This is a genomic window from Fodinisporobacter ferrooxydans, from assembly GCF_022818495.1.
Lineage (GTDB): Bacteria > Bacillota > Bacilli > Tumebacillales > MYW30-H2 > Fodinisporobacter > Fodinisporobacter ferrooxydans.
Window position 1 is genome coordinate 3,771,355 of sequence record NZ_CP089291.1, and the last position, 26,987, is coordinate 3,798,341.

At 45.2% G+C, this 26,987-nt stretch carries 25 protein-coding genes and 7 tRNA genes; 5 read left to right on the top strand and 27 right to left on the bottom strand.

Features of this window, described 5'->3' with window-relative positions; genetic code table 11:
- Together comA and LSG31_RS18110 are read left to right on the top strand one after the other, a co-directional pair.
- Positions 1 to 924 carry a phosphosulfolactate synthase gene (comA, locus tag LSG31_RS18105; RefSeq protein WP_347436448.1) on the top strand — a complete coding sequence of 308 codons (924 nt, stop codon included), beginning with the start codon at positions 1 to 3 and terminating at the stop codon, positions 922 to 924.
- A 113-nt stretch (positions 925 to 1,037) separates the two neighbouring features.
- Entirely contained in the window at positions 1,038 to 1,490 is a 453-nt protein-coding gene (locus LSG31_RS18110; RefSeq protein ID WP_347439559.1) for a DUF441 domain-containing protein, read from the top strand.
- Positions 1,491 to 1,555: 65 nt separating this feature from the next.
- Here LSG31_RS18110 and LSG31_RS18115 read toward each other — a convergent pair whose 3' ends face one another.
- The 12 genes from LSG31_RS18115 to LSG31_RS18170 form a co-directional block, all read right to left on the bottom strand.
- Positions 1,556 to 2,152: an adaptor protein MecA gene (locus tag LSG31_RS18115; protein ID WP_347436449.1), complete on the bottom strand. Its 597-nt coding sequence runs from the start codon at positions 2,150 to 2,152 to the stop codon at positions 1,556 to 1,558.
- Between the two features lie 159 nt (positions 2,153 to 2,311).
- On the bottom strand, positions 2,312 to 3,304 hold the full coding sequence (locus LSG31_RS18120) for a substrate-binding domain-containing protein (protein WP_347436450.1): 993 nt from the start codon (positions 3,302 to 3,304) through the stop codon (positions 2,312 to 2,314).
- A gap of 358 nt (positions 3,305 to 3,662) precedes the next feature.
- Positions 3,663 to 3,737: transfer RNA gene (locus LSG31_RS18125), tRNA-Gly, on the bottom strand.
- Positions 3,738 to 3,742: 5 nt separating this feature from the next.
- Positions 3,743 to 3,818: transfer RNA gene (locus tag LSG31_RS18130), tRNA-Val, on the bottom strand.
- Positions 3,819 to 3,893: 75 nt separating this feature from the next.
- Positions 3,894 to 3,965, bottom strand: a tRNA-Glu gene (locus tag LSG31_RS18135).
- Positions 3,966 to 3,969: 4 nt separating this feature from the next.
- A tRNA-Asn gene (locus LSG31_RS18140) sits at positions 3,970 to 4,044 on the bottom strand.
- Between the two features lie 4 nt (positions 4,045 to 4,048).
- Positions 4,049 to 4,124, bottom strand: a tRNA-Ala gene (locus LSG31_RS18145).
- Between the two features lie 5 nt (positions 4,125 to 4,129).
- Positions 4,130 to 4,206 (bottom strand) — tRNA-Arg (locus tag LSG31_RS18150).
- A gap of 41 nt (positions 4,207 to 4,247) precedes the next feature.
- Positions 4,248 to 4,327 (bottom strand) — tRNA-Leu (locus tag LSG31_RS18155).
- 131 nt (positions 4,328 to 4,458) lie between these two features.
- Positions 4,459 to 6,522: an ATP-dependent helicase gene (locus LSG31_RS18160; protein WP_347436451.1), complete on the bottom strand. Its 2,064-nt coding sequence runs from the start codon at positions 6,520 to 6,522 to the stop codon at positions 4,459 to 4,461.
- 37 nt (positions 6,523 to 6,559) lie between these two features.
- Positions 6,560 to 6,823 (bottom strand): hypothetical protein, encoded by a 264-nt coding sequence (locus tag LSG31_RS18165; protein WP_347436452.1) that lies wholly within the window; start codon positions 6,821 to 6,823, stop codon positions 6,560 to 6,562.
- Complete coding sequence (locus LSG31_RS18170) at positions 6,808 to 7,263, bottom strand: hypothetical protein (protein ID WP_347436453.1); 456 nt, start codon at positions 7,261 to 7,263, stop codon at positions 6,808 to 6,810. The genes LSG31_RS18165 and LSG31_RS18170 overlap by 16 nt, the downstream gene beginning before the upstream one ends.
- A 213-nt stretch (positions 7,264 to 7,476) precedes the next feature.
- On the opposite strand from LSG31_RS18170, the gene LSG31_RS18175 reads away from it, so the two are divergent.
- On the top strand, positions 7,477 to 8,166 hold the full coding sequence (locus LSG31_RS18175; protein WP_347436454.1) for a metallophosphoesterase: 690 nt from the start codon (positions 7,477 to 7,479) through the stop codon (positions 8,164 to 8,166).
- Positions 8,167 to 8,221: 55 nt separating this feature from the next.
- On the opposite strand, the gene folE is transcribed toward LSG31_RS18175, so the two are convergent.
- The 4 genes from folE to LSG31_RS18195 all read right to left on the bottom strand — a co-directional run bounded on the left by folE (position 8,222) and on the right by LSG31_RS18195 (position 12,736).
- Complete coding sequence (gene folE, locus LSG31_RS18180; RefSeq protein WP_347436455.1) at positions 8,222 to 8,785, bottom strand: GTP cyclohydrolase I FolE; 564 nt, start codon at positions 8,783 to 8,785, stop codon at positions 8,222 to 8,224.
- 151 nt (positions 8,786 to 8,936) lie between these two features.
- A complete protein-coding gene (locus LSG31_RS18185; protein WP_347436456.1) occupies positions 8,937 to 9,191 on the bottom strand; it encodes a hypothetical protein in 255 nt (84 codons plus the stop codon).
- A gap of 123 nt (positions 9,192 to 9,314) precedes the next feature.
- Entirely contained in the window at positions 9,315 to 11,768 is a 2,454-nt protein-coding gene (locus LSG31_RS18190) for a transglycosylase domain-containing protein (protein WP_347436457.1), read from the bottom strand.
- A gap of 224 nt (positions 11,769 to 11,992) precedes the next feature.
- On the bottom strand, positions 11,993 to 12,736 hold the full coding sequence (locus tag LSG31_RS18195) for a class I SAM-dependent methyltransferase (RefSeq protein WP_347436458.1): 744 nt from the start codon (positions 12,734 to 12,736) through the stop codon (positions 11,993 to 11,995).
- Between the two features lie 258 nt (positions 12,737 to 12,994).
- Between LSG31_RS18195 and LSG31_RS18200 the strand changes: the two genes are divergently transcribed.
- Entirely contained in the window at positions 12,995 to 13,354 is a 360-nt protein-coding gene (locus LSG31_RS18200) for a hypothetical protein (protein ID WP_347436459.1), read from the top strand.
- Here LSG31_RS18200 and LSG31_RS18205 read toward each other — a convergent pair.
- The 10 genes from LSG31_RS18205 to LSG31_RS18250 all read right to left on the bottom strand — a co-directional run bounded on the left by LSG31_RS18205 (position 13,341) and on the right by LSG31_RS18250 (position 25,571).
- Positions 13,341 to 14,282 carry a C40 family peptidase gene (locus LSG31_RS18205; RefSeq protein WP_347436460.1) on the bottom strand — a complete coding sequence of 314 codons (942 nt, stop codon included), beginning with the start codon at positions 14,280 to 14,282 and terminating at the stop codon, positions 13,341 to 13,343. The genes LSG31_RS18200 and LSG31_RS18205 overlap by 14 nt on opposite strands.
- 217 nt (positions 14,283 to 14,499) lie before the next feature.
- Positions 14,500 to 19,074, bottom strand: coding sequence for a glutamate synthase-related protein (locus LSG31_RS18210; protein WP_347436461.1), 4,575 nt, complete (start codon positions 19,072 to 19,074; stop codon positions 14,500 to 14,502).
- Between the two features lie 474 nt (positions 19,075 to 19,548).
- Positions 19,549 to 19,839, bottom strand: coding sequence for a S1C family serine protease (locus LSG31_RS18215; RefSeq protein WP_347436462.1), 291 nt, complete (start codon positions 19,837 to 19,839; stop codon positions 19,549 to 19,551).
- 65 nt (positions 19,840 to 19,904) lie between these two features.
- Positions 19,905 to 21,452, bottom strand: coding sequence for a recombinase family protein (locus tag LSG31_RS18220; RefSeq protein ID WP_347436463.1), 1,548 nt, complete (start codon positions 21,450 to 21,452; stop codon positions 19,905 to 19,907).
- A 235-nt stretch (positions 21,453 to 21,687) separates the two neighbouring features.
- Entirely contained in the window at positions 21,688 to 22,083 is a 396-nt protein-coding gene (locus LSG31_RS18225) for a hypothetical protein (RefSeq protein WP_347436464.1), read from the bottom strand.
- Positions 22,084 to 22,399: 316 nt separating this feature from the next.
- Positions 22,400 to 22,996, bottom strand: a complete 597-nt coding sequence (gene mnmM, locus LSG31_RS18230) for a tRNA 5-(aminomethyl)-2-thiouridylate-methyltransferase MnmM (protein WP_347436465.1) — start codon at positions 22,994 to 22,996, stop codon at positions 22,400 to 22,402.
- Positions 22,993 to 24,069, bottom strand: a complete 1,077-nt coding sequence (gene mnmL, locus LSG31_RS18235) for a tRNA modification radical SAM protein MnmL/YtqA (protein WP_347436466.1) — start codon at positions 24,067 to 24,069, stop codon at positions 22,993 to 22,995. The genes mnmM and mnmL overlap by 4 nt, the downstream gene beginning before the upstream one ends.
- Before the next feature lie 19 nt (positions 24,070 to 24,088).
- On the bottom strand, positions 24,089 to 24,676 hold the full coding sequence (locus LSG31_RS18240; RefSeq protein WP_347436467.1) for a trypsin-like peptidase domain-containing protein: 588 nt from the start codon (positions 24,674 to 24,676) through the stop codon (positions 24,089 to 24,091).
- Positions 24,677 to 24,883: 207 nt separating this feature from the next.
- Complete coding sequence (locus tag LSG31_RS18245) at positions 24,884 to 25,144, bottom strand: DUF1450 domain-containing protein (protein WP_347436468.1); 261 nt, start codon at positions 25,142 to 25,144, stop codon at positions 24,884 to 24,886.
- A 184-nt stretch (positions 25,145 to 25,328) separates the two neighbouring features.
- Positions 25,329 to 25,571 carry a hypothetical protein gene (locus tag LSG31_RS18250; protein WP_347436469.1) on the bottom strand — a complete coding sequence of 81 codons (243 nt, stop codon included), beginning with the start codon at positions 25,569 to 25,571 and terminating at the stop codon, positions 25,329 to 25,331.
- 205 nt (positions 25,572 to 25,776) lie between these two features.
- Between LSG31_RS18250 and LSG31_RS18255 the strand changes: the two genes are divergently transcribed.
- Positions 25,777 to 25,998, top strand: coding sequence for a YuzB family protein (locus tag LSG31_RS18255; protein WP_347436470.1), 222 nt, complete (start codon positions 25,777 to 25,779; stop codon positions 25,996 to 25,998).
- Positions 25,999 to 26,098: 100 nt separating this feature from the next.
- Here LSG31_RS18255 and LSG31_RS18260 read toward each other — a convergent pair whose 3' ends face one another.
- Positions 26,099 to 26,923, bottom strand: coding sequence for a DUF2797 domain-containing protein (locus LSG31_RS18260; protein ID WP_347436471.1), 825 nt, complete (start codon positions 26,921 to 26,923; stop codon positions 26,099 to 26,101).
- Positions 26,924 to 26,987 lie beyond the last annotated feature (64 nt).

Genomic DNA, 26,987 nt, shown 5'->3' on the forward strand with positions numbered 1-26,987 from the left:
ATGTGTCAATGGCTGAATCGCATCGACCCGCAAGCCCTAACGGATGAATGGAAAGGAGCTTCTTCCCCTATGACAGGCCCATTTGCATGGCAGAATATTGTATTGCCTCCTCTTGCCGATCGCACGAAAAGCAAGCCTAGAAAAGACGGTGTGACGATGGTGATCGATACCGGACTCGGGCTGCAAGAAACAAGAGATCTCCTGAACCTCGCAGGAAATTTTATCGATATCATAAAATTAGGATTCGGTTCCGCCTACTTGTATCCCGAAACGATTTTACGCGAAAAAATCGCGCTCTTGAAAGAGCATCAAATTGAGATCTGTCCAGGTGGTACATTTTTGGAAATTGCCGTCTTGCAAGATGTATGGAAACAATGGATGGAACGTTGTGCAGAAATCGGATTTACTTGCGTTGAAGTTTCTGATGGAACTATTGATTTGCCGAGACCCTTGCGCAACCAATTGATACGATACGCACAGAAACTTGATTTTCAGGTATTTGGCGAAATAGGGAAAAAAGAAGATGGTTCACATTTGCCTGTCGCTGAACAGCTTCAACAAATCGAAGAAGATTTGGCGCATGGAGCAAAACTTGTGATCATCGAAGGCCGTGAATCAGGCAAGAATGTCGGCATGTACGAAAAAGACGGAAGCCTGCGTTTTGCCGATGTGGAACAGTTGATGAAAAGCGGAATCGATAAAACTTTGGTCATTTGGGAAGCTCCATTAAAATCCCAACAAGTGCAGTTTATCAAATATTTTGGAGCAAACGTAAATATAGGAAATATAGCACCGACAGCCGTCCTTTCCCTGGAATGTTTACGGCAAGGCCTGCGCAGTGATACGATACCCAAAAAAGTAGTCAAGCCACAACAAATGGAAGAACATCCGGCAAATCTTAGCATTTCATCTCTTATTTTATAATACATTTCGATTTATTGCACGAATCAGCAGGAGATGAAATAACTCGGCCGAATGTTTCCCGTGCGTGTCCCATATATTTGGTAAGGAATGCAGGAAGAATGGGGCGACGTGCAATGTCTGGAGAAATGATGCTTGTGATTTTGATTGTTATCGGGATAATTGGGCGGGCAAGTGTTCTCGCGACTGCAGCCAGTGTTTTACTGGTCATGAAATTGAGTCATTTGGATCGTTTTTTTCCGACGCTCGAGCGCAGAGGTCTGGAACTGGGGCTGCTATGCCTCATGCTGGTTGTTTTGATTCCTCTATTATCTGACCGGGTTTCAACAAAGGAAATTATCAATTCCTTTTTTACCATACCGGGAGTCTTGGGAATTGTCGGAGGTTTGCTGGCGACATATTTCAACGGGCAAGGGTTAGGTCTCTTGCGTTCTTCTCCCCAGTTGATGGTTTCCATAGTCATCGGATCGATTCTTGGCATCGTTTTTTTAAAAGGAATCCCTGTAGGCCCGTTGATGGCTGCCGCAATTACCGCTTTATTTTTAAAATTGGTACAAATGTTTTTATAAAGGAAAAACCACCCGCCATTGCTAGCGAGTGGTTTTTCAATCGATATATGAAAAACAAGAAAGATTTATGAGAAATATCGCAATATGGTCAAAAACGGATACCCGTCCACAATGACTTTGCCATAGTCATCGAGAAAAGCTTTGGTAACATTGGAATGTGCACCATATTCCAATAAAATGGTCCAAACAGACTCAAACCATTCCTCTTCCATTTCATCTTCATGTATATAGAGATAATATTTTTGGTCATTCGCGTAAAGTGTACTTTTTATATCGGCATGATCTCCAATTGCGGCTGCAGCGCGAATTACATCTTCAAAATCGAAGAAAACCACAACGACAGAAGTCATATTGACTTGTACCTCAAATGTCTCCTCCTGATCGTCTCCATCCTCTTCCTCATACTGCCCGAGCGGCAAAGAAGGTACTTGCGTAACAATGACGATAATGCCTTCTGTGGGCATGGTAAACGCTTCAATCGAAATGGGACCGGCAACTTCAAATCCTACTTCTGCATAGGCATATTCCATCATATCCCAAAAAAGTTCTTGCACCTTGCGTCCGTTTTGCCACATTTCTTCACGATCAATGCCTCGTTTTTCAAGGTCGTCATAACTAATGAATATCTTGACTTTGTTATCCGCTAATCTCTCCACGCGCATAATCGGTCAACTCCTTCGCAGAGAGGATAAAAACTTCATTTGTTACAGTATAGCAGAAAGTATTAGAAAAATCAGTGTTCTTCCAGAGATTTTTCTATCATAGTATATTCTGTTATATGCACAAACGGTTCTCACAAGCGCCTTTACAAGTCCGACTTTTTAAAACGTGGAATGCCGTATGACCATGTCATGTGGCAATACTACACTATACGTCTCAACCGGCTCGTCTTGCAAAAACTTGGTCAACAAGCGCATGGAAACAGCTCCAATATCATACAATGGCTGCGAGATCGTCGTCAACTGCGGGCGTGACATCAACGCGAGCCGTGTATTATCGTAGCCAATGATTTGCACATCTTCCGGCACTTTAAACCCTCGATCTTGCAACGCATGCATCATCGCAAGCCCAACTTCGTCGCTGACCGCAATAATTCCGTTGGGAACCGGGTGGCTGTCCAGGAAATAGTCCATTTCTTTATAACTGGTTTCGTATGTCAGGTCGGACAATTCGAGAATGTCAATCGAAATACCGCTGTCTTTTCCAGCCTCTTTAAATCCTTTTACCCGTGCTTGACTGCTGATGGAAGCAGCAGCCGGATCGCCGACATACAACAATCGATTCGCGTTATGATCGATGAGATAACGAGCGCCGTCAAATATAGCTTTGGTATAATCGATGTTGACAGATGGGATCCTGCGCTCCGGATCCTCAGTGGCACATAAAACAACAGGAATCTGCGCTTGTATAAATGTTTCAATGTGGTCCGGCAAAACTTGTTTGGACATAAACACAATACCATCCACCTGTTTTTCCCACATCGTTCCTATCAAATCAATTTCTCGTTCCAATTGTGCGTCCGAATTCACCAATATGATATGATAGCGGTACATAACTGCAATATCTTCAATACCGCGAACAATTTCCGAGATATACAATGCAGATACATCCGGAACGATCACACCAATCGTCTTTGTCCGCTTGCTGGCAAGGCCGCGAGCCACTGCATTCGGTCTGTATCCAAGACGTTCGATGGCTTGTTTGACTTTTTGTTTGGTTTCCTCTTTTACAACAGCCGTCCCATTCAATACGCGCGATACGGTAGCCATTGAAACACCGGCTTCCCGAGCTACATCATAAATCGTTACATTCATACTTTCATCTCCTGTTCAGTCTCATTCGGATATCTATACTTCGATACCTAGACGCATTTCTCCTTGAAGAGGATGTTCAAAAAGCAGTCAAGGCCACTTTTTGAACACGCACTTGAAATAAATTGCAAGCCATCCAAGTAACAAGCACATTCAGAACTTCAGAATTTTCACAAACGTTGCAGTCGGATATTTGCAGACATTCCTATGTAAAACATCCCTTATTTTACAATATACCTGAAAATCATAACAAATTTACATCAGAAAATAAAAAAAATAAAATTCCACTGCAAATATGTAAAAAAGATGTGACAAATATGTAAAAAAAGAGTGCAGTGAAAACTCTGCACTCCTTTGATCCTGGAGCGGAAAACGGGACTCGAACCCGCGGCCCTCGCCTTGGCAAGGCGATGCTCTACCACTGAGCTATTTCCGCAAATCTGGTGGGCGCTGACGGGATCGAACCGCCGACCCCCTGCTTGTAAGGCAGGTGCTCTCCCAGCTGAGCTAAGCGCCCGTGTCGAATGATAACCGCTTCACCATTCGTTTGGACGGAAACATGAAACAACTTTGGCTTCCGGCCTCTGTCAAATGACCCCAAGGGGATTCGAACCCCTGTTACCGCCGTGAAAGGGCGGTGTCTTAACCGCTTGACCATGGGGCCATGATGGCTCCCCGAGCAGGATTCGAACCTGCGACCCTCCGGTTAACAGCCGGATGCTCTACCGCTGAGCTATCGAGGAATACTGGTGGAGGTAAGCGGATTCGAACCGCTGACCCCCTGCTTGCAAGGCAGGTGCTCTCCCAACTGAGCTATACCCCCAAATATGGCGTGCCCTGAGAGATTCGAACTCCCGACCTTTTGATTCGTAGTCAAACGCTCTATCCAGCTGAGCTAAGGGCACAGGCAACAAATGCCATTTTATCGCATGACAAATGGATATGATGCGGGTGGAGGGACTTGAACCCCCACGGTCGCCCGCTGGAACCTAAATCCAGTGCGTCTGCCAATTCCGCCACACCCGCTTGTCCTCATAACGAGCACATGATTAACGACAGAAATTAATATATCATGTCTTATCTATTTATGCAATACATGTTTTGGAATTTTGTTTGGAATTTTTTTTGATATTTTTGATTGCGTTTTACATTGTGTTTTATGAAGTGTTTGAAACTGTTCGGGCTTCCCTTTCATCTTCAGCCAATTCCTGAACAAACATGGAAGGCGCAGATTTTTTGCCTAGATACTGCTTCGGAACACTCACGTATAAATGTTTTTTTGCACGTGTGCAAGCTACGTAAAACAAACGGCGCTCTTCTTCTAATGCCTGTTGGTATTTTTCTTGTTCTTTGTCATTGATTTTCCCTATCTTACGTCCGTGAATGTTCCCGTCCGATGTGTTTCCATTACTGTGTTGAAAGGCCTTAGGATGCGGAGTCATGCCCTCCACTGCGCCAACAATATATACATCTTCGAATTCCAAACCTTTCGCACGGTGAAACGTCATAAATTGCACACCAACTGTTCGATTGCGAACAGATTCCGCAATTGTTTTGCGTGCATCTGTAATATGTACAAGAAACTCCTGAAGCGTTTGAAATGGTTCTGCCATTTCCATTAATTCTTCCAACTCGGATGCAATTTCCGTACTGTCCTGGCCGACTTGGCCCGTATAATCTTCGATGTACCTGAAATAGCCGATCGATTGCAGCACATAGCGAATCGCCGCTTTGGGCGGCAATTTTTGCAATGTATAAATATCTGACCGCAAGTCCTCCAGTTTACGAATCTGATACGGCTCGAGTGGACGAATTTGCGGCAAAACATCAACTGCGTGACGTTTCGATTGCCCGCATAAGCGGAGCAGCTCTGTACGGATATGCGCCCCGTATACGTAGCGTTTGGGGCGATTCAGAATATCGAACAAGCTTTCGATGTCATTTGGATTTGCCGCTGCCTGCAAGTATTGCAAGACATTGCGCACATACCAAATATCATAGAAGTTCCCGTCATCATGCAGAAAAAACGGCAGATTTTCTTTTATGCAAACATCCACGATACTTCTCGCCTGGACATGTGTGCGATACAATACCGCACATTGATGCGCATCCGCCCCTTGATTTATACGTTTTTTTATCGCATCGACAATTGTTTGCGCTTCTTCCTTCATGGAAGCCGGCCGGATCAGTTTCAGCTTTCCGCCATTTCGTCCGATTCCTTGCAATTGTTTATATTGGCGGATTTGATTTTTTCCAATCAGATTGGATGTATGCCCGATCAAGGAATCAGTCGAACGGTAATTGGTACCCAAAATGATTTGCGTTGTGTTCGGGAAATCAGACTGAAAGTTCAGCAGAAATTTGACATCTGCGCCGCGAAAGCCGTAAATCGCTTGATCATCATCGCCAACCACGAAAATATTTTGTTCTTGCGCCAGCATTTGCAAAAGTTTATATTGAACAAAATTGGTGTCCTGAAATTCATCGACGACAAGAAACGGATATTGTCCGGATAAGAAAGCCCGGGACGTATGATCCTGTCTCAACCACTCCAACGTATAAAGCAATACATCATCATAATCCATCTTGTTTGCTTTCAATCGCAGCGCTTCATACATGGCGTACATTTTTTTAAACTTTATATTTTCCGTTTTCTTCACTTGCAATGTTTGCGGTAGAATATAATAACTTTTACACAAACCAATTTGCGTTAAGATCAGCTTGATTTGCTCATCTGTTGTATCATCCGCAACCGTACGGACGGCTTCCCGAATGCATTGATTCTGCTCCTGCGCTGTCATAATATCCGGCAATTCTTGCTTGCCGCGCAGCAAGAAGCGATAAAATACCGAATGAAATGTCCCGATTGTCATCCGTGCTACATCCCGTTCGAACATGCCCGGGAAACCCAATAACCGCTCTTTCATTTCCTGTGCCGCCGCCTTGGTAAATGTCATCACAAGGCAATTCTTCAACGAAATCCCGCAAACCAGATGCATGTATGCGAGGCGACAGACCAGTACGGTGGTTTTGCCGCTCCCCGGCCCTGCAAAAACAGAAACGGGCCCATACACCGTGCGAACAGCCGTCATTTGTTCTTTATTCAAACAAACTCCCGATTGCGCCAAAACAGAAAAAAATTGTTCGTCTGTCATATCTGCTCCCCAATTGATCATCCGTGAACCATTTTCATCAAAAACAAAAGAAACCGGACGTTTCATCCAGTCTCTCCTATCACCGAAACAAATCGGCATGCATTTAGTCATCATTCATAATGGAAGAATGCCTATGTTCCCATTTTTCAATAAACAGTCGCACATGCTCGATTCTGCGGCGTAACATATGGTATTCCTTCATAAGATGTTGGATTCTGTCCAGATCCTCTTCCGAAAACGCCATTGGTACCTGCCCTTTCAGGAAATCCATGGTTTTTCCCCACTCCAAAAGGAAATCGCGCATACGATCAAAACGATCCTCTACGATTCCCCGAATGCGCGAATGGACGTTTATGCGCTCATCCATTTGTCGAGGAACTCACGAAGATCTGCAGAAAATTGAGCAAATTGTTTCTTTTGTTCCATCAGATTTTGAATTCCCTGAATGTCTTCCGATTCAAACAGTGAGATGACTTGACTTGGAATATCCTGCTCCGAATTTTGAATTTGTGATAGTGTTTCAGACATTAACTGTAATAAAGGTGCGATAACATCGTTTTTCAACATACGTTCCTCTCCTTGCCTGTAATCATTATGTAAGAGTTGATGATTCCAATCCGCTAGCCCCCACAATTGATCCGAAATCCGGATAAATCGTGAATCATTCTCCAAATTTATTCTTGACATTAATTCCCCACGGCTGCGACGGGTTGTATCCTGTAGATGTTCAAGAATATCTGCAAAGGTACACGCTCGATGTGTCTGTTCAAGATATGTAACAATGACTGTATGCAAATCAGACGCCATCAGCCGTCCACCTCCATATTTTCATATTTGCAATTAGTTAATTCGACATTTTTTTCCCTTTCCCTGCCCATCGCCAAAAATCCTTGCATGAAAACACTGCAATGATCCATTATCAACGTACATGAACATCGGATTTCCCCCGAATCGCAATTACATGTTACAATGCATGTAGGAACTGCATCATTCGGAAAGATCATAAGAAAGAGTGACACTATGTCTATTTACGCGATTGGAGATTTGCATTTATCATTTGCTGCCGATAAGCCGATGGATGTGTTCGGGAAACAATGGTCCAATCACCCCGAACGCATTGCAAAGGCCTGGAAACAACAAATAAAAGAGCATGACATAGTGCTGCTGCCCGGAGATATCTCTTGGGCGATGAACTATGAAGAAGCAGCGCCGGATCTGCAATTTATCGCAGACTTGCCGGGACATAAAATCATGATTAAAGGCAATCACGATTATTGGTGGTCAACGATCAAAAAAGTCCGCGAACATCTTCCGGCATCGATTTTCGCCATCCAAAACGATGCCATTGCTGTCGGCGACTATGTAGTTGCCGGTACAAGAGGTTGGAATACTCCTTCCATGAAAGGTTTCACCTTGGAAGACCACAAACTATATAGTCGTGAATTGGGGCGCCTGCGTCTTTCCCTTGAACAGGCGAAACAGGCGAAACTTCCGATCCTTTGCATGCTTCATTATCCGCCGACGGACGAGACATTTGCCCGAACAGAAGTTATCGATTTATTAGAAGAGTTCGAAGTCATTTATTGTGTCTATGGACATTTGCATGGTGAAGCTGTTTTCCATGCGATGCCGAAAAATCTGTATAAAGTTCCTTGCGAACTTGTTTCGGCTGATGCGATTTCATTTGCGCCAAAATGTATTTTGAAATAGCAAAAAACCATCCGGCAATCGGATGGCAAAAAGGATAGTAAAAAGGTTGCCAGGATTAGTTGCGCAATAAAGACAATACTTCACTGCGCGCTTCTTTATCTTCGCGGTACAGACCCCGAAAAGCCGTCGTAACAGTCTTGCTGCCTGGTTTATTGACACCTCGCATCGCCATGCATAAATGCTCCGCTTCCACAAGCACCGCGACACCTGATGCCTGCAGTTTTTCTGCCACCGTATCGGCAATCGTACTGGTAATTCGTTCTTGTAACTGTGGCCGTCTTGCTACTGTCTCGACCAAGCGCGCCAGTTTGCTCAAACCGGTTACCTTTCCGTTATTGGGCAGATAGGCTACGTGGGCATATCCGAAAAATGGAATCAAATGATGCTCGCACATGCTATAGAAAGGAATATCCCGAACGATCACCAACTCATCATGATCTTCGTTAAAAATCGCATTTAATTGTTCAGAAGGGTCTTTATGTAATCCTGCAAATACTTCCTCATACATTCTGGCAACGCGCGCAGGCGTATCTTGCAAGCCCTCACGTTCCGGATCTTCTCCTACCGCTTCCAGGATCATCCTTACAGCTTCTCGTATTTTCGAATGGTCAACTTCCATATTAAACCTCCGTGCACGTTCAAAAATCTTTCATAAATCAGAACAGTGCTAACTATACCATATACGTTAAGAATTGCCAATCACATCGATTTTAGAAAATCCCCGTACACGGGGTACGGGGATACTATCATACACTGAATGTCAGAGCCATTCACCGATTTTCATTATGTGCCTGTGCCTGATAGGAACGGGCGTGGCGCGCATCTTCATAAAGGTTCGTCAACTCCGATGAAGCTTCTCCCGCGAGTGCCTGCAGCCGTTGTAAACCCTCCGCTTGCCGTTCACAATCATTATTGACAGCGCCCAATTCACTTGCCATTTCATTCAATGACCGGGCGAGCTGCGTCACTTGTTTGGCACGCTGCTGAATGCTTTGAAAACGTTGGCTTTGTTCCTTGTTTTGCATTGGGAACCCTCCAAACATCAGTTTTTCGATAGCAGAGCTAGTTTCCCACAGGCATGTTCTCATCATGCATCATGACAAAGCACAAAAAGCGGCTTTTCTTCCTCAGACTTTCAGGTATTCGGGTCAGGGTTTCTTTTTTCCCTCTGTATTTGTTGCCGGCGGCGTCTGCAGATTCCCTGAAGGCGGCAGTACCGCACCTTGTGAACCAGTATCTCCGCTCTTCGGAAGATTCGTATTTGTATTTCCTGTGCCTGTATTGCCCACATTCGTATTGCCCGTACTATTTTGTTGCGGCGGTTCAGAAGAACCTCCCGGCTGCAAGGAGCTTCCGCCTGGCTGGCTTTGCTGATCCCCTGCAGGAGTATTGCCGTTCGAATTTCCTGGAAGGTTCCCGGCCGGCTGTTGGGATGATGGATTCTGTGCCGCGGGTTGATCTGTTTTGACGTCAACCGTATTGGATTGTATATTTTTATTGCCAATGGTCGCGACGACAATATACACTACATCTTGGTTCAGCGGCGGATTGCGATCAATGAACATTGGCGCATTGATCGTGCCAATCGCTTGCGTCGTGCCTTTTCGGAACACAGAATATTGCACGCCGCTTTGCTCCAGCCGATTCCATGTCAGCGTGACAGAATTGCTTTGCGGATCCCACTGTCCTTGCAGCTGCAATGTTTGATTGGCAGCTGCAGGCGGTTGCTGTACAGGCTGCTCTTGTGGTGCAGCCGGAAACTGCCCTTGATTTTGTCCTTTTATGACAGGCGCCAAGATCGTAGAGAAAATTCCTGCCGGATATCCGCTCTCGCCTGTCATGTAGTGCTTCGCATCGGTATTTGGGTATCCCATCCAAATGGCGCCGACCACTTGCGGCGTATACCCTACAAACCATGCATCGCGGTCACCGTTATAGTTATATTCGGACGTACCTGTTTTACCTGCTACCGGAACTCCCGGAATCTGCGCGCGAACGCCTGTCCCCGATTTTACAACTGTCGTCATCAAGTCAGTCATAACGGCGGCTGTACTTGACTTCATCACCCGCGTGGGATTTGGTTGAAATTGATACAATACATCCCCTGTACTATTCACAACTTTTTCAATGGCATGTGCCTTGTTCAAAATTCCGCTGTTATCAAACGGACTGTATGCCTGGGCCATCTGCAAAGGCGAGACGCCGTATTTCATACCGCCAATGGCTACACTTAAATTGTCGTCACTGGGATCAAATGTGAGTCCCAACCGCTTCGCAAATGCAATCCCTTTTTCCGGCCCTCCCAATATATGATCCATTGTCCATACCGCCGGAACGTTCCATGATTCTCGCAGAGCTTCACGAACGGTCACCATACCTGGTTTATGAACCGTCCAATTGTCCCAATCATGCGGTCGATACCCGTTGCCAAACGTCATTGGCTTATCGACGAGCATGTCGTTTGGACTAAGCAAACCCAAATCAATGGCCGGACCATAATCGACTAACGGTTTGATGGCAGAGCCTGGAGATCGCCTTGACATCGTAGCATAATCAAACCCCTCCTGATGAAATGCGCCACGAGCGCCGACGATTGCCAAGATGCCGCCGGACTTCGGATCCACGAAGACAGCGCCGCTTTGTATCAATTGGTCACTTGCGCTTTTCGGGAAATTTGCATTATTTTGATATGCTTTTTCGGCAGACGCTTGCATCGCTTGATCCATATTCGTATAGACGGTGACACCGCCCCGTAAAATCTGCTGCGGATCGATTCCATCCGCTTTCGCTTCTTCCAAAATATAATCGAGGTAATACCCATAATTGGTCGTTGCATTGTTGTTTCCTTGACCTGTTTTTTTTCTTAATCCCAATGGTTGTGCTTCTGCCTGCTGCCGCTGTTGATCCGTAATATATCCGTATTTATACATCAAATCCAAAACCGTATTTCGGCGGTCCAAAGCAGCTTTCGGATTGACAAAAGGATCATAGTAGGAAGGAGCTTTCGGCAATCCTGCCAATACAGCCGCCTGATCAAGGGTCAAATCTTTTGCCGATACGCCAAAATAATCTTTCGCGGCATCTTGGACACCTGTCTGTCCATCCCCGAGATATACGACATTTAGATATTTCTCCAAAATCTCATCTTTTGAAAAATTGTGTTCGATTTGTGCGGCAAGGATTGCTTCATGAATTTTTCTGGAAATGGTTTTCGATTGATTGAGATAGACCATTTTTGCCAATTGCTGTGTAATGGTGCTGCCTCCTTCTGCAGCTCCTCCATGCCATATATCAACCAATAAAGCACGTGCAATCCCGCGAATATCAATTCCGCCATGATCGTAAAATCGATTGTCTTCTGTTGCAACAATTGCATGCTTCATGTTGCTGGAAATTTGATCAAACGTTACATAATCACTCGCTCCCGTATCGATCTTGATTGCCACATTGCCGTTCTTATCAAGGATCGTAGACGGTTGGGAGTGAAACTCCAGTTTTGATTTGTCAAATTTCGGAATTGCAATGGCACCACCGACAAGAACAACAACAATGCCCACGAGTAAAACGATAACCAATATAGCCCGTATAAAATGTTTCCACACGTACCTCTCACCTCATTTGTTAAAACGATTCGTTTCCAATCCGAGTCCCCAATATTTCTTCAACATTTCAATCCTACAAATTGTATCTAGCCAAACCGTTGCATATACAGGATCCTTAACAGAGTTCGATTCGCAAACAAAAAAAATGACCATAGCCGGTCATTGTTGGAATATTTCCTGAAAAACGATCATTTTCATTATAAGAGCATGTTGCAAAACAAACCCTATAACGATGATTCAGCCGTTAAAACTGTATAAGCCAAATAGGGCCCCGTTTTTTCCAACAAATCTGCGTTTTTTTGTAACACTCGTTGAATGTCGTTCATTTCATGTGGTAGGATCGTAATCATTTGGTTTTGATCCCAATCATCCGCATTTCCAAATGCACTCTCTTCCCCCGGTGCAACACCTGCCATCATCAGACTGCGGACATTCTGAAAACCTGCTTTTTGCAATTGGCGTTTCCATTCTCCTATGGTAGGGACCTGTTTTGCCTCATAAAATTCCTGAATTTCTGTCAACAACACATCCGGGATATGAAATAGCCGTGTCATTTCCACATCGATGATTTTGCCGCCCGGTCGCAACATCCGATATATTTCAGAAAATAAAAGCTCCACATCCATAAAGACAGAAACGGATTCCATATATACCAAATCGACCGAACGGTTTGGCACTGGCAGTGCATGTGCATCCGCAACGAAAAACTCGATCTGTTTTTTTATGGAAGTGTTTTTCGCCCGCCGTTTTGCTTTCTCAATCATTAATGGACGAGAATCGAAACCCGTCACGCGCAAATCATATACACTTGCCAAATGACATGCAGTTCGCCCTGTTCCGCATCCGATTTCCACCACTTCTTTTATCAAAGGCCAATTTACATGTTGAATCCACTGCCGTGTCGTTTGAAAGCCTCCGGGATGTGCAACACCTATACCCAATTTGGCCAATGTATCGTGATAATTCATCCGCCTTCCTCCTCTCTCCGCCTTCATTATGCTATGAAAGAGAGGGGGAATATGGCAATCAAAAAGAACAATTGCTCCAAGGATGACCTCAGAGCAAAACGAACGGCTATCATTATAAAAGATGTTTTTGAACTCGATTTGGTTCGCTAATCTTGCAACTTCCATAGAGAAAGGTTACAGTATTCTCTAGCCAGTACTTATCTTATATCAGCGTTATAGGTTCGTCAAACTATATGGATGGGAGAAACGAACGATAGAATGATAAAAACAAAACAAGACCCGCGAATCCACGAAGTATTCGTATTATACATAGAAGAATCGGGAGATATTATATTCCGGGCGGAAGCTGTTGTTTTTTTCCTTGATCAGGTTCTGCCAAAAATTTATTGCCAAGACTCAAAATTTAACTTTATTCGCAATGTGACAAACCGCTTTTCAATCGAAGAACTGAAAAAAGGCGTAATATTCCGTGAACATCACATCGAACTCCGCCCATTGCCGACAGGAATCGATGTCGAGTTGCCCATGAAAATTTCCGAAATACCCAATCTCTTGGAACGCATGCACAAACAAAACACAAAGTTATTTTGGTTTTTGGAAAAATTCATGATCCGTTAACGGTGTGCGTGCTCATTCTTCGTATCCCAAACAGCCGTTTTGCGTAATATGGATCGTCTAGCCGGGAAAGTACAACACCCGTATTGGCGTTTAGACTGTGAATAAATGTTCCTTGTCCGATATAGATCCCAACATGGCTGGCTCCGCTTGCATATGTCGTAAAAAAGACCAGGTCGCCCACTTCCAGGTCCCGCGCTTGTACGCTTCTGCCTATCTGATATTGTTCAAATGTCGTTCGTGGCAGTTGAATGCCGACACGCTGGAACACATATTGGGTAAAACCGGAACAATCAAAACCTGTACCTGGAGTTGTTCCGCCCCATTGGTACCTTGAACCTAACAGGCGTTGTGCGATGCCTTTGATCTGCAATTGGACGGCCGTTCCCTGCAAATGTTTCTCATTGTCATTCCCAATGTACGATTGTGATTGTGATTGTGATTGTGATTGTGATTGTGATTGTGATTGTGATTGTGATTGTGATTGTGATTGTGATTGTGATTGTGATTGTGATTGTGATTGTGATTCATTGCCCGCCGCAGATGACGGACTGGCAGATTCCGGTTGACCCAACTGTATTGCGGCAAGCATTCCTTCCGAGCGGGAACTTACATGTTTCTGCGGTTCGACAGAAGGCGCCGGGTTCTGTGGGTTCTGTTTCCATACAATCTTTTCAAGATTCGAACGGACGGCAAGATCATACGCATGTTCTTCCATCAGATTCATTCTTCGATTCGAATTTGATGTTGCATTCGATGATGGATTCCATTTTTGCAGCAATAGCTTTTTCATAGGGCGAACCAGCATCCGTTTATTCGGATCGCTTCCATGGATCGTCGTGCTGCCAAGACTCATTTGTGTCTGGGAGGTAGGAAGCGTTGCAAGGAATAGGCAGCATACGGTGACGGGCAGTCTTTTTTTCCTTTTCATATTCCAACTCCATTCACAAGATGTTCCACTTGCATTCTATGCCGGGTTCTTGCAATTTAGAAGTTTTTTCAGCCAGTTCCCGCCTGCAGAAAATAACATATCTGTGCGGCGCTCGTTCAAAAATTCCGATTGTAAAAAAACAAGAAGACCGACTCCCATTGCCGGGAAATCGGCCTTCTTGTTTCTGCTGATTATTTTGTTGCATCTCTGCTGCCGATCATTCTGTCGCAATGTCTTGATCTGTTTGCAGCATTCCTGGCTTGATCATCATAAAGTGATGATCCGATTGTTCCATCAATGTTTGTACCATGTCTGCTTCTACTGTTTGCCCGCTTTTTACCAATTCGTTCTTGTACACGGTCAGAAGTTCCACTACATCCCGTTTCCCTTGAATATCCAGAGGCTGCAGCGTGACTTTGGCACCTTTTGCAATCCGCCTGCGCAATGCTTCTACATCAAGGCCCAGCTCGGGTTGAAGCCGCAAATACACGGTACCGCCCGTCATGCCGGAACAAATCCACGGACCTGGATCACCCAAGACGATTGCGCGGCCATTTGTCATATATTCAAATGCAAAACCTTTAATATTGGCGCGTGCTCCGATCATCCCAAACTGATCTTGCACCGGCGCCGCCAATTGTCCGCCGAAGATCATATCGGCGCCGGAAAGGCGTATCCCCGCACGGGAATCGGCATTTCCCTGAACGATAAAGAGGCCTCGTTGCGCGCCATATCCCAGTCCCTTGCCGACAGACCCATTTAGACGCTGGCCATATTTATTTTTCCCTTTCAAAATGATCACTTTGCCGCCAAATGACGTTTTACCGACGCCATCTTGGGCGCCGCCTTCGACCCGTAAATGCAAGCCTGTTCCGTTATATGCCGCAAAACCGTTGCCGGCAATCGATCCTTTGTCAAATTTCACATTGGCTTTTTCGAAGGATGCAAACTGGCCTTGATATTTTGCGCGAACGATCGATCCGGATAAAAATGTGCCTAATACCCGATCATGGCTGGAAACATTGCTGACCTGGTGAGCGACCGATTCGCTGCCGGCAGCCACTTCCAACACTGCTTCCGCCGCCAATTTTTCTGTCAGCGAATCTTTCCCGACGCTGCTGATTCGTACAGATGGTATGACAAATCTGTCCGCCTGCCATTGCTGGTGTTGTTGCAGCATATCCGCCAAATCGATTCGATCGAATTCACGAGCTTGCTGCAGCAAATCCACACGTCCAACCAAATCCTGCAAACGATGCGCGCCGAGTTTTGCCGCCTGGGCTTTCAATTCCTCACCTAACGTATCGAAGAAATTCATGAGGTTCGAGACAGCAAGGTCGAATTCCCTTGGCACAAAGCTTTTCAAACCTTTTTCTTTGGCCTCATGCAGATCCATTTGCGTCGCGATTCCCACATGGCATGTGTCTTTGTGGCAGCCGCGACAACTGGTACAGCCGACTGCCACCATTGCCATCGTACCAAAGCCTGCACGATTGGCTCCAAGCAAAATCATTTTCAGCACATCAATGCCTGTCTTCAATCCGCCGTCACACCAAATCTCGACAGAATCCCGCAAACCTGCTTCAATCAATTCCCGATGTGCTGCTGCAACGCCGATTTCTACAGGCAAGCCCACATGTTTGAGCGCATGTGAACGCGCCGCGCCTGTTCCGCCATCATAACCGCTCAATGTGATGATATCCGCACCCGCTTTTGCGATACCCACTGCGATCGTTCCAATATTCGGCACAACAGGGACTTTCACGGATACGCGTGCATTCGGATTGATTGTTTTCAGCTCGTCAATCATTTGCGCGAGATCTTCAATCGAATAAATATCGTGGTTATTCGATGGTGAGATCAGGTCGATTCCCGGCTGTGCATTCCGCGCTGCCGCCACTTTTACAGAAACTTTAGATCCTGGCAGGTGTCCGCCTTCTCCAGGTTTTGCACCTTGACCAATCTTGATTTCCAACAGATTGGAAGAATTGCACAGCTCTACATTGACGCCGAAACGTCCGGAAGCAATCTGATGTCCCCGATGATTCGGATATTTGCCGAGCATATCTTTGATTTCCCCGCCTTCTCCGTTTAGGGAAATCATATTCAAACGGAATGCAGCTTCCGCATATGCCCGGAATGCCGTCTCACTTTGCGAACCAAAGGACATGGAGCTGATCAAAAACGGCAGTGAATGCATCCCGATCGTAAGATCAACATCTGCCGGATCGATTGGCGTTTCACTTTCCTTGATATCTAATGCATGCCGCAGTGAAATAGGCGTTTGCTTTTCGAGCTCGATTAATTTTTCAAAAAACTCCTGATACGCAGATTCATTTCCATTTGCAATGTCGCCGGCCGCTTTCCAAACCCGCGGATAATAGCGGAAAGGACGCACCAGTTTTCCTTTTTCTGAACCACTGGCAATTTGATAGCGGTCCATGGCATCTTTGAGCAGCTCTTCAAATCCCATTCCTGCATGTTTGGAACCGTAAAAATTCGGCGCCCCCAGCATTCGGGCCAACTCTTCCCGCAAACCGATCGACGAGAACAAACGATCGTATCCGCGCAACTCGTGAATTCCGATGGTGGAAATCACTTTTTCCAACCCTTTTTGATACGCGGAATACGCATTTTCTATCCCCTTGATATTCCCATCCTCACTGACGATCTCCCAAAGCATGTATGGATTAACCGCATCTGCTCCAAGGCCGATTGCAATGACAATATCGTGTAAATTGCGGATGCCGGCAGAACGTAACACGATGCTTACACGCCGGCGAAGATTCTCGGCATTTGCCGGCACAGCGTGATATTTTAACGCGAGATCCACAGCGGATACCACCAGATGGGGATCCAGCCAATGCAGCCCGTCTGTAAATGCATGGCAATCATCGATTACGAGCAAATGGGAGCCGGCAACCACTGCTTCCACGGCTTCTTTTTGCAACCGTTCCAGCGCTTGTGGAATGGTTTCTTCTTCCGGACGGAATACGGAATACAACTCATAGACGGAATAAGGGCCTACCTGAAATTCATTTAACAAATCCTCAAACAGATAACTCCCGAGTTTGTGCGCAATCGAGCGGTATACATCCCCTTCGATGCCGGACCAGCCGCTATGCCCGCCAAGCAAGAGCGGCGTTTGCAATTCGACCCGACGCTTCTTGGGCGCTTTGCCAGGCATAATATGCGGACGAGGACCCAATACCACACGTGTAGAAAAGTGTTCGATTTCCCGTTCCCGATCAATCGCCGGATTCGTAACGACAGCAACCGTCTCTTTGAAGTAATCCGCAATATTCTGACGCTCCCTCGATAATGCGGCGAGCGGCCCGTCATAGCCAAGAGACTGGATCGGCTCCGCACCTGTATTCATTTGATGCTCCAAAATTTTCAGATCTTCTGCATCAAACGCCAAAGCGGCCATCATGCGATTGCGTACATTCCGATCCAACTTTGCTTTTGGTACGCCCAAATCGCCTGCATCATCCCGCATAGCAACCGAGGAAGTGCCAAATCCAATGGAGCGGCGGAAATCTGCAAAATTGTATTTTTGCTTCGCCGCTTCCAATACTCTTCGCTGCAAAGCATGATAGGGAATAACTTCTGCAAATTGATTCCGGTGCACGAACACGCCGATTTTTTCGCCCGGCGCCAGCGACTTCGGCTCGCAGATCATCTCTTCCATCGGAACGATGCCTTGTTCGGAGGAAAAGAATATGGATTGTTCCGTTTCTACACACCAAAGCGGCCGCAATCCCAAAGCATCCACGCCAAACAAACAATGATCGCCATAGCGGGATACAATCCCGGCGGGACCTTGGGCAAATGGGCCCCAAACGGAGCGATAGAACATATAGAGATCCTGCAGGTCCGGTTGGAACTGCTTGATCTCGTTTACGATCGGCGGAAACATCATTTCCATTGCTTCAAAAAGGGAACATCCATAGCGATGAATGAGCCCCTCCAAACTCCGGTTTAAGTCTTGGGAATCACTTCCGCCCTCTACTAATGGAATCCCGATCATTTCCGTCTCTTCCCGAAGTTTTTTGATCGTGTTGATCTCGCCGTTATGTCCAAGCAAAGTAAACGGTTGAACGCGTTCAAAAACGGTAGAGGTATTCGTCGAATACCGGTTATGCCCAATCGCAATCGCCGAACGGCAATCCTTTGACTGCAGATCCAAATAATATTCCCGCAGCGCCGGGGCAGAACCGCGAACCTTATAGACAACCGTCTCTTTATTTAAAGAAGCTACATGGTAGGACGTTTCTTTTTCGATTTGAATATGCAGCTCAAACAATACTTTTGCTATATCATCGTTTTCGGCTGTGCGCATAAGACCGGCAATTTGCCAGAATACCGGTTCATCCGCCCGTCCCTGCGGACCTAGTGCATCCGAATTGACATGTCCCGTCTGTTCCAACAAAATTTCGCCGCCGGCAGCCTGCAAAAGATTGCGAACGATTTGAGCTTGATCTTCCGGCATTTGGCCATCAACCGGACGTATAAACAAATGGCCGATAAAAAATCGCGCATCATCTGCCAAAGATCCTGGAATCCCTTGTCTTGTCAAACGCTTCGCCCAAAGTCTGCGGGGAATATCCATAAGAATTCCGCAGCCATCGCCTTCACCGTCAACAAATCCCGCCCTGTGCGACATTTTGATCAACGCTTCGAGAATTTTGTCAACATTATCCGGTGACGGGGTACCGTTTTTTTGAACACAAGCCACAATTCCGCAAGCGTCATGCTCTGTCGGCAAATGGTAATTACGAGCCTCTATCATTCTCTTCACTCCCCACAAAATACAGAATTTTCTTTATTATCAATTATATAAAAATACCGAATAAACTCCATCGGTACATGCTTGAACGCTTTTCCTCTTCTCTTTAAAAATACTATACTCAAGATAGTATAAAAATGCAATACGTTATGTATTCCAGCAAACTATTGTCAAGTCCTTCTTATATGGACATTTCAATCCATTTTGTAGCACATCTTGATCCAATTAATAAATTTTTCAATATTGGATTATAATTTTCGAAATCCAATTTTATAATAAATGCATAAACCCTATATTTTAATGAATAAATATGTATGAAATCGCATCCCTATGCCCGTTTCAAAAGACATATGTCTCCTGTATAAAGACATAAACATTTTTTGAAAATTCTATGAACAAAAATGCAGGGATTCGCTGATTTTCCAAATCCCCACATTCATTTTCCGATTGATTCACTTTTTGCAGGATAGAAACGGTCTATATGCGTTTCATCATTTCGGCAACCGCTTTTCGCACAACATCGATGGAAATGGCAAATCCAATTCCTTGGGAACTCTGGCTGACGGCCGTGTTGACACCGATCACTTCCCCGCGCAAATTGATGAGGGGACCTCCGCTGTTCCCTCGATTAATCGCCGCATCTGTCTGGATCAAACGGGGATAATGCCGATCGCCGATCGTAATCGGGCGTTCCTTTGCACTGACGATACCAACGGTTACCGAGTGATCCAATCCTAATGGATTCCCGATTGAAACAAATTGACACAATGCATCCTCTATTATTACAGATTCACAGGATCCAATAGTTTTCTTGCCCACTTTTAAAAGCTGTCTCAATTTTTAAATCGATAGAAAATCGATAGTTTTATAGTCGTCTCGCTGCGTTCCAGAATATGAATCGAATGTACGAGATTTCGAAGAAGTTCTCTGGTTTGTGCTTTATCAGGTGTGGAATTGCGGAGCAGTTGTTCAAATGTGTGCAAAACGTCTTGCAGTCGTTCATCAGAGGAATCTTTCAGACTTCGCAATTTTCTTTGTGTGCCGACATATGTTTGATGTAATCCTTGAATTTGCCCGGTTACGATTTGATTCATTTGTGCAAACTGATCTTCCGAAATTTTCTCTTCCATCCAACGTTCCAACAACAGCGTTGCTTTCTGTTTTTCCCGTTCCAACTGAGTCTGGATCGTTTGCAATTGTTGTTCCAGAATTTGAACGGGATTTTTGATTTGCAAGAACGAACGGTACGTGCCCGCCTGCAATCGGTCCATGATTTCTGTGCGAATGTGCTGCAAAACCGATTGTTCCAGCCATTCTGCGCGAATTGACTTTTGTTTGCATTTGCCCGCACCGGGAAGAGTGCGATGACTGCAATAATAATAGGCCACATCCCGATGGTTGACTTTTACACGCATGCGCGCACCACATGCACAGTGGAGAATTCCTTTTGACAAGATATGCTCGCGGCCACGCCTCCCCTGCTTGGTTCGCCGTTCTGCAATCAGGGAATTGGCTCGCTGAAAGTTCTCTTTTGATACAATTGCCGTGTGCGCATTTGTACAGATCGCCAAATTCGCTTCATTGTCTGTTACAACGGTGCGTCTTTTTCGCGTCAGCAAATCTTGCTCATGTGCGAAAGCTAGTTTTTGCTCCCGCCTTCCATAGATCACATCCCCGACATACACACGGTTTGTAATGATTTCACGAATTCTCTTTGCCGTATAATGAGCCCCGCGCTTTGTCAAAATTCCTTGCCGATTGAGCTCGGAAGCAATCGTCCAAAACCCTTTTCCCTTCAAGTATTCGGAAAAAATGAACTGAATCAGCCAGCTTCGCGAAGGATCGGGGATCAATCGCTTTGTATCCGGATCAAGGGCATATCCTTCCGGAACGGCACCACACCATTTACCGGAACGCGCTTTTTCAAAATTTCCGATCCGTACACGGATGCCTGTTTTTTCCGATTCATATTGCGCAACTGCAGAGTGCATCGTAAAAATAAGTTCTGTATGATCCCGTTGCGAGTCAAAATTTTCTTCAAAACTGATGATTCGTACTCCGCAGATTTTCAGGGTCTGCAACATCAAAAGCGCGTCCACTGTATTGCGGGCAAAGCGGCTGATTCCTTTAAACAAAACAATATCAAAGCGCTTGCACTTTGCATCTTCAATCATCTGCAACACATTGGGCCGTTTCAACATGCTCGTACCGGTGATCCCGTCATCCCGATACACCAAATCGTCCGGAGTCAGCCAATTTTCACCCGATTCTTCGGAACGGCGTCTGGCAAATTCCCGCATAAAACTGATTTGGTGATCGACCGACTCTCCTTTTGTTTGCATCTCATCACTCACTCGTGCATAAATGGCACAGATCGGCATAGAGTCACCTCCCTACGAAACGGAAACGAGAACTTCGCATTCTATCAATCTGAATATCGTTTCATGAATGACTTTCGTTTCCATTTATGAAATCAGACAAAATAGCGGCGATGATCCTGTCAAACTCTTCATCGCCGTACGTCACTTGATCCACATAAATTTCCGGTGGTTTTTTTGCCATTTTCCTTCACCCCGCTGCTTATTTTATGCAGCAGGGATTGTCCGTTTGCATGGTTTACGTTAAACCGCCTTGTTGTTTTATTATGTCAACGCTTTTTTCTACAAGTGAATCTTTCGTTACAACTGTCAATAAATAATTATAACTGGTCAACGAATTTGGTCCGAATTCGTCCATCCCATCTGTCATGCCGCTGGCATCCGGTTTTACGGCGTTTAAAATGGCAGCGTCACGGCTTGTCGGCATATAGCCAAATGTCAATGAATTCAAACTCGGAATATGTCCTGTTATGGGATTCATAAGATGATCTGTCTCTTCCACATGGGAATATGCGCTTGTCTCAGCGACCTGTGTGGTTTCCACACCGATTCCTTGCAGCGCCCGAACCGCTTTTTCCGCTTCCGATCGGGATTTAAACCAGGATAAAATGGCACGTTCCTTTTCCGTGTTCATGAAAGCTCCCCACCCTTCCCTTACTAAAGCTCAAGAATGGCTGTTCCTGTTCCATTCAAACGTTAGCTTATCCTTTTTCAGGGCAAGTTACGCACAATGTCTGCTTCCGCACCTTAAAGAGGCTGTTCAAAAAGCCTAAAGTACCTTCGGGTAGGTGCGAGCAACTCATGTAAAGCGCGAGTTTGCAAATTGTTTTGCCACCTCTTATAAGTTCTTAATTAGGCAAAACGATTTGCCCTGTTTGAGCGACTACATGAGTGCTCGCACCTGCCCCTGCACAGAGCCTTTTTGAACACGCTCTTAAAGATGATCCCCCTCAAACCTTTTCTATAGCATAAAGAACAGGAGGAACGCCGGATGGATTGACAAATGTATACGAGAGAACGCGATATTCTGCCATCGGCAACCGTTTCACATAATCGTTTACTGCGTCAGCCTCTGCTTGTCCGCCCTCGTGGCCCAGATACGCTACCATCGCCATGATTCCATGTTGCCGCAAATACGGAAGCAATGTCTCAATCATGGGAATTGTCGTCTCCGCACGCGTCAGGATCGATTTATCGCTGCGGGGCAAATATCCCAGATTGCCCATAATTGCCGTGACTTGTCCCTGCCAAGATGGATCGAGCAACGTGTGCAGACAATCGTGGGAAATCTGATGCAATTGGACACGGGAAGATATTTTTTTTTGCTGCAATACGGCAGTTGTTGTATATAACGCTTGCGTTTGCACATCACAGCCGACTACACATCCCTTTGATCCTACATGTTCTGCCAAAAAAACCGTATCATGCCCGTTGCCGACCGTAACATCGATGGCAAACCGCGGTACATCCTTTGGTGCCTGTGCAAATGCCTGCCGTACCAGAGTATGTGTGAAATGTAGGATCGGCTGCAAGATCAAGGGGTTCATGTCAAATCACCTTTCATCGCATTCTGAAAACGATGTGCGACGCCATGCGGAACAAATACCGGATATTTGGCCCTAAGGCCGCCACCGATACTCGCTTGAACGGCATGAAAATCAACATCTCCCCAATCTTTTGGGTGATCGCGGCAAATTCCATTATAAAATTTTCCTTGCCAAGAGTCCCTGCGCTTTAATTCTTCGTCAATCCCATTCAACACTTCCCATTTTTTACGGCTCCAGAATGGTCCTAACAACGTCTCTGGCGGTCCATCTCCTGTCAATCGATGAATCGCCATCGCAGGCGGCAAAATTTCCAACGTATCACAAATTAACTGAATGTACCGTTCTTTTGTCAAAAGTTCGAATTTTCCCTCTATATATTCGTTTGCCAATGGGGTTCCATGCAACACGTGCAACAAATGCAGCTTTACGCCTTCTGTCGGAAGCATAGCAACAATTTCTGCCGTCTGCATCATCATTTCATCCGTCTCGCCGGGCAGTCCATAGATCATGTGCGTGCAAGTCTGGATTCCGCGTTTCTTTAATTCGAATAAACCAGCCAAAAACGTCGGTGTATCATGTGCCCGGTTGATACGTTTGGACGTTTGCTCATGAACGGTTTGCAATCCCAATTCTACTATGAGAAATGTACGTGTATGCAACTCTGCCAACAAGTCGAGAACATCTCCCGGCAGACAATCCGGTCTTGTGGCAATCGAGATCCCGATTACATCCGGCAGCGCCAACACCGCTTCATACATCTCCCGCAATTCTTCGACTGGTGCGTACGTATTGCTAAATGCTTGAAAGTATGCGATATACTTGGCTTTTGGCCACTTTTTATGCAATGTTCCGCGCACATCTTCAAATTGCTGAACAAGATTGCGCCGACGGGATCCTGCAAAATCACCGGAGCCTCGTGCACTGCAAAACGTACAGCCGCCAAAAGCAACTGTACCATCCCGATTGGGGCAGGTAAAACCGGCATCCAAAGGCACTTTAAATACTTTTCCGCCAAACTGTTTTCGCAAATCAAAATTCCATGTGTGATATCGTTTATCGCCCCATAGGTTCATTCTTTTTCACCACAGCCTCTCATGCTACTGCAACTTGATGGTTTCTCCAAATAAAGGTAGAATCTGCAACAAACATTGTGTGACAAATTGTTCCCATTGGATTCCCAATTGCCAATACCCATTCTCCGACTCGTATGTCTTTCGAATGGCCAAGCGGCAAAATCACGGTTCGCTTTGGAATTTTTGCTTTTAGAATCGCCAAATCAAGATCATAATTGGTCGCTACCACTTTTGCAGATACCGTTTTTTTCACATCGTACAATCGCAGCTTGACATCTTCCGAGCCATGTATCACATGTTCATTCGTCAGAATATATCCATCCTCGTGAAAGACAAAGCCTGTGCCAATATTCATGGCTTGAGGACGTGCTTGCTGCTCTTGTCTGGGCGTGGAAAAAAATAGCTCCCACGGACTTGAGGGACGATTGCCAGCAAACGTACGTTCCGATTTTTGCATGACTTCTATATTGACAACCGCTTCTTTGTACCGATCGACAATGTCGGCGAAACTCGTTGCAAATCCTCCAAAGATTGGCTTTCTTTTTCTTCCAGCAGGCGTTTTTGTTGCTTGGTTCCCTTGGGATTGTTTTGAACGATTGGTTTTCACCGTATCTCACCCCGCTGACAATGGCATCACACTCATTTCAAGCGTGTCGTTCCTGACTTTCTAGTATTACGTAGTACTATGGTATTCCTTTTGCCTGCCGTTTAGTGAGTACACGAATGTCCTATAGGGCAAACACCCAGAGCAAACTTGGCTTCATCAAGGAATCGTTCAATAAAAAACCGACCCGTTACGGTCGGATTGGATTCCTTACGATTGCTCCTGTTCGGGTTTCAAGTATTCCATACCTTTTAGTACTTTATAATACAAATCCCTGGCATCCCGACCGTGGATAATCGCATTATTCCGCAACAAAAACGGCACATCGGAACATATGCCGCAGAATTCCTGCCCTACACAATCTTCCACTTCAATCGGTTGATTCGGATACTCTTTTTGTAATAAATCATAAACAGGCTGGGAAAATTTCTCCATATTTTTCTTGCACATTTTTATTGAAATGACTGACACCGATTACATCCCCTTGTCAAATTCTTCTCCCCATAATAGTACATCATTCTGCAAAAAATGTCTCTTTCATTCAGCGAGTTTCTTACGACTTGTATACATCCCTGTCCAATCGCGTTTGCTTCATATGGAAACATCCATTAGGAAACGCCTGCAAATGCAACTGGGAACATCTACCGCAAATTTGTTACGCTTGCATTGCTGCAATCGGAATTCTGATATCGTATCCGCATCTCCCGCAACTGAATAAATGCACACAGACGGCATTCTCCATATTTCCCTTAACCTTAAGGATCCAATCGTTTTCATAAGGGGCGTATGGACCCAACCAATCAATAACGGGACCCATATTCTGCAACTGTTCCAGACACCTTGGACAAGTTGTTTCCAACGTTTGAAGCCCGTTGCATATCGGACAAATCACATCCATTTCCACCACTCCTAAACGTTACTCTGACGATACCTGCAAAATTTGTAGTTATAGAGTAACCAAGGGATGCAACAGATACTCGGATTTTTCCGATAAAGACATATCATTTGATGCTGTTTTGACGAAATGATGTTGTATGGTGTATCGTAAGGACATTCCTTTTTCTTGTACTATAATGAGGTGAATTCCAATCGGTATTGTACTTGTGGAAGTTTGTGACATCAATCCAATATGCCTGCTGGATATCGAGGCTCTTGAACAAGAATATCCGGGAGTTTCCGTTCTGAAAACATCCTGTTTAAGCAATTGTTCCATTTGTGCGGAAACACCTTTTGCGTATGTAAATGGTGAAATGCTGACGGCCGATTCGCCTGAACTCCTCCTTGCACAGATACGCAAACAGATTGAAGAGGAACTCGTGCAATAGCAGATAAAAATGAGCCGATTGCGGAACCGCCGGCTCATTTCATCTTACTTTACATAATGACTTACTTAATATTACGACTCCCAACCGGCAATAAATTCCCCTACGAAGCGGAAGATTCTTCGACTTGGATTTTTTCAAATCGAATTTCTACTTTATATCCCGCATGTTTTTTAATATTAAGTACACCCGTATCAAGCAGCAGGTACTGTCCCTTAATGCCGATCAGCCTTCCTTCCAGGCTCTCCAGCTTATCAAAGCTTAATGATTTCACCTTATCAATTTGTTCCAACAACGGGTACGTAAACTCGTAAATCTGCTCTTCCGACAGCAAATACGGCTGGAATTCTGCAGGTACAATTGTTTTCACATGCGCAAGTGTTTCCAGAAGGTCCACATCCGCAAAATCGCCTTTTAACATTTTTCTCCAATCGGTTTTATCAGGAATATGTTGGCTGATCGATACTTCCAATTCACCGGCCATTTTGCGTGTCGGCAATTCGGCAATCGGTATGGCTTGAATGGCGCCTTGATCCATCCAACGCGCCATATAGCGGCTTTTACGCGTTAAGCCAACCTTCACATGGTTGCTGAATGCCAGATATACATAATGAGGAACCATACAATGGCTCATGGCAAACGATTCGTCTCTGCATGTCCCTTGATCAAAATGACACTCATGTGGTTTTACAATGCATAAGTCACATTCTGCCAACGATGTAAAACATGGATAACAATAGCCGCTATTGTATAATTTTTTCACATTTCTGCCACATGCGATACAAGACCGTTGACCGTGAAAAACAAATTGGACATGGTGTCCGATCCATTCATTCATGGGAATGATCTGATCATCCAAGAGTAAAGAATATTGAACCGGAGTTTCCGGAAGGTGCATCATTGCTTTTAAAAATCCTATCTTCTGCATTCGCTGTTCCCTTTCTATATACGAGGTTGTTTACGAGTAGTGTATCATATTTTCTTGCAAAGCT

What these genes read in the sequence shown, in the direction of transcription:
- comA (WP_347436448.1), top strand. Translation starts at nt 1, where the DNA reads ATGTGTCAATGGCTGAATCGCATCGACCCGCAAGCCCTAACGGATGAA.
- LSG31_RS18110 (WP_347439559.1), top strand. Translation starts at nt 1,038, where the DNA reads ATGTCTGGAGAAATGATGCTTGTGATTTTGATTGTTATCGGGATAATT.
- LSG31_RS18115 (WP_347436449.1), bottom strand. Translation starts at nt 2,152, where the DNA reads ATGCGCGTGGAGAGATTAGCGGATAACAAAGTCAAGATATTCATTAGT.
- LSG31_RS18120 (WP_347436450.1), bottom strand. Translation starts at nt 3,304, where the DNA reads ATGAATGTAACGATTTATGATGTAGCTCGGGAAGCCGGTGTTTCAATG.
- LSG31_RS18160 (WP_347436451.1), bottom strand. Translation starts at nt 6,522, where the DNA reads ATGAAACGTCCGGTTTCTTTTGTTTTTGATGAAAATGGTTCACGGATG.
- LSG31_RS18165 (WP_347436452.1), bottom strand. Translation starts at nt 6,823, where the DNA reads ATGGATGAGCGCATAAACGTCCATTCGCGCATTCGGGGAATCGTAGAG.
- LSG31_RS18170 (WP_347436453.1), bottom strand. Translation starts at nt 7,263, where the DNA reads ATGGCGTCTGATTTGCATACAGTCATTGTTACATATCTTGAACAGACA.
- LSG31_RS18175 (WP_347436454.1), top strand. Translation starts at nt 7,477, where the DNA reads ATGTCTATTTACGCGATTGGAGATTTGCATTTATCATTTGCTGCCGAT.
- folE (WP_347436455.1), bottom strand. Translation starts at nt 8,785, where the DNA reads ATGGAAGTTGACCATTCGAAAATACGAGAAGCTGTAAGGATGATCCTG.
- LSG31_RS18185 (WP_347436456.1), bottom strand. Translation starts at nt 9,191, where the DNA reads ATGCAAAACAAGGAACAAAGCCAACGTTTTCAAAGCATTCAGCAGCGT.
- LSG31_RS18195 (WP_347436458.1), bottom strand. Translation starts at nt 12,736, where the DNA reads ATGAATTATCACGATACATTGGCCAAATTGGGTATAGGTGTTGCACAT.
- LSG31_RS18200 (WP_347436459.1), top strand. Translation starts at nt 12,995, where the DNA reads ATGATAAAAACAAAACAAGACCCGCGAATCCACGAAGTATTCGTATTA.
- LSG31_RS18205 (WP_347436460.1), bottom strand. Translation starts at nt 14,282, where the DNA reads ATGAAAAGGAAAAAAAGACTGCCCGTCACCGTATGCTGCCTATTCCTT.
- LSG31_RS18210 (WP_347436461.1), bottom strand. Translation starts at nt 19,074, where the DNA reads ATGATAGAGGCTCGTAATTACCATTTGCCGACAGAGCATGACGCTTGC.
- LSG31_RS18220 (WP_347436463.1), bottom strand. Translation starts at nt 21,452, where the DNA reads ATGCCGATCTGTGCCATTTATGCACGAGTGAGTGATGAGATGCAAACA.
- LSG31_RS18225 (WP_347436464.1), bottom strand. Translation starts at nt 22,083, where the DNA reads ATGAACACGGAAAAGGAACGTGCCATTTTATCCTGGTTTAAATCCCGA.
- mnmM (WP_347436465.1), bottom strand. Translation starts at nt 22,996, where the DNA reads ATGAACCCCTTGATCTTGCAGCCGATCCTACATTTCACACATACTCTG.
- mnmL (WP_347436466.1), bottom strand. Translation starts at nt 24,069, where the DNA reads ATGAACCTATGGGGCGATAAACGATATCACACATGGAATTTTGATTTG.
- LSG31_RS18250 (WP_347436469.1), bottom strand. Translation starts at nt 25,571, where the DNA reads ATGGATGTGATTTGTCCGATATGCAACGGGCTTCAAACGTTGGAAACA.
- LSG31_RS18260 (WP_347436471.1), bottom strand. Translation starts at nt 26,923, where the DNA reads ATGCAGAAGATAGGATTTTTAAAAGCAATGATGCACCTTCCGGAAACT.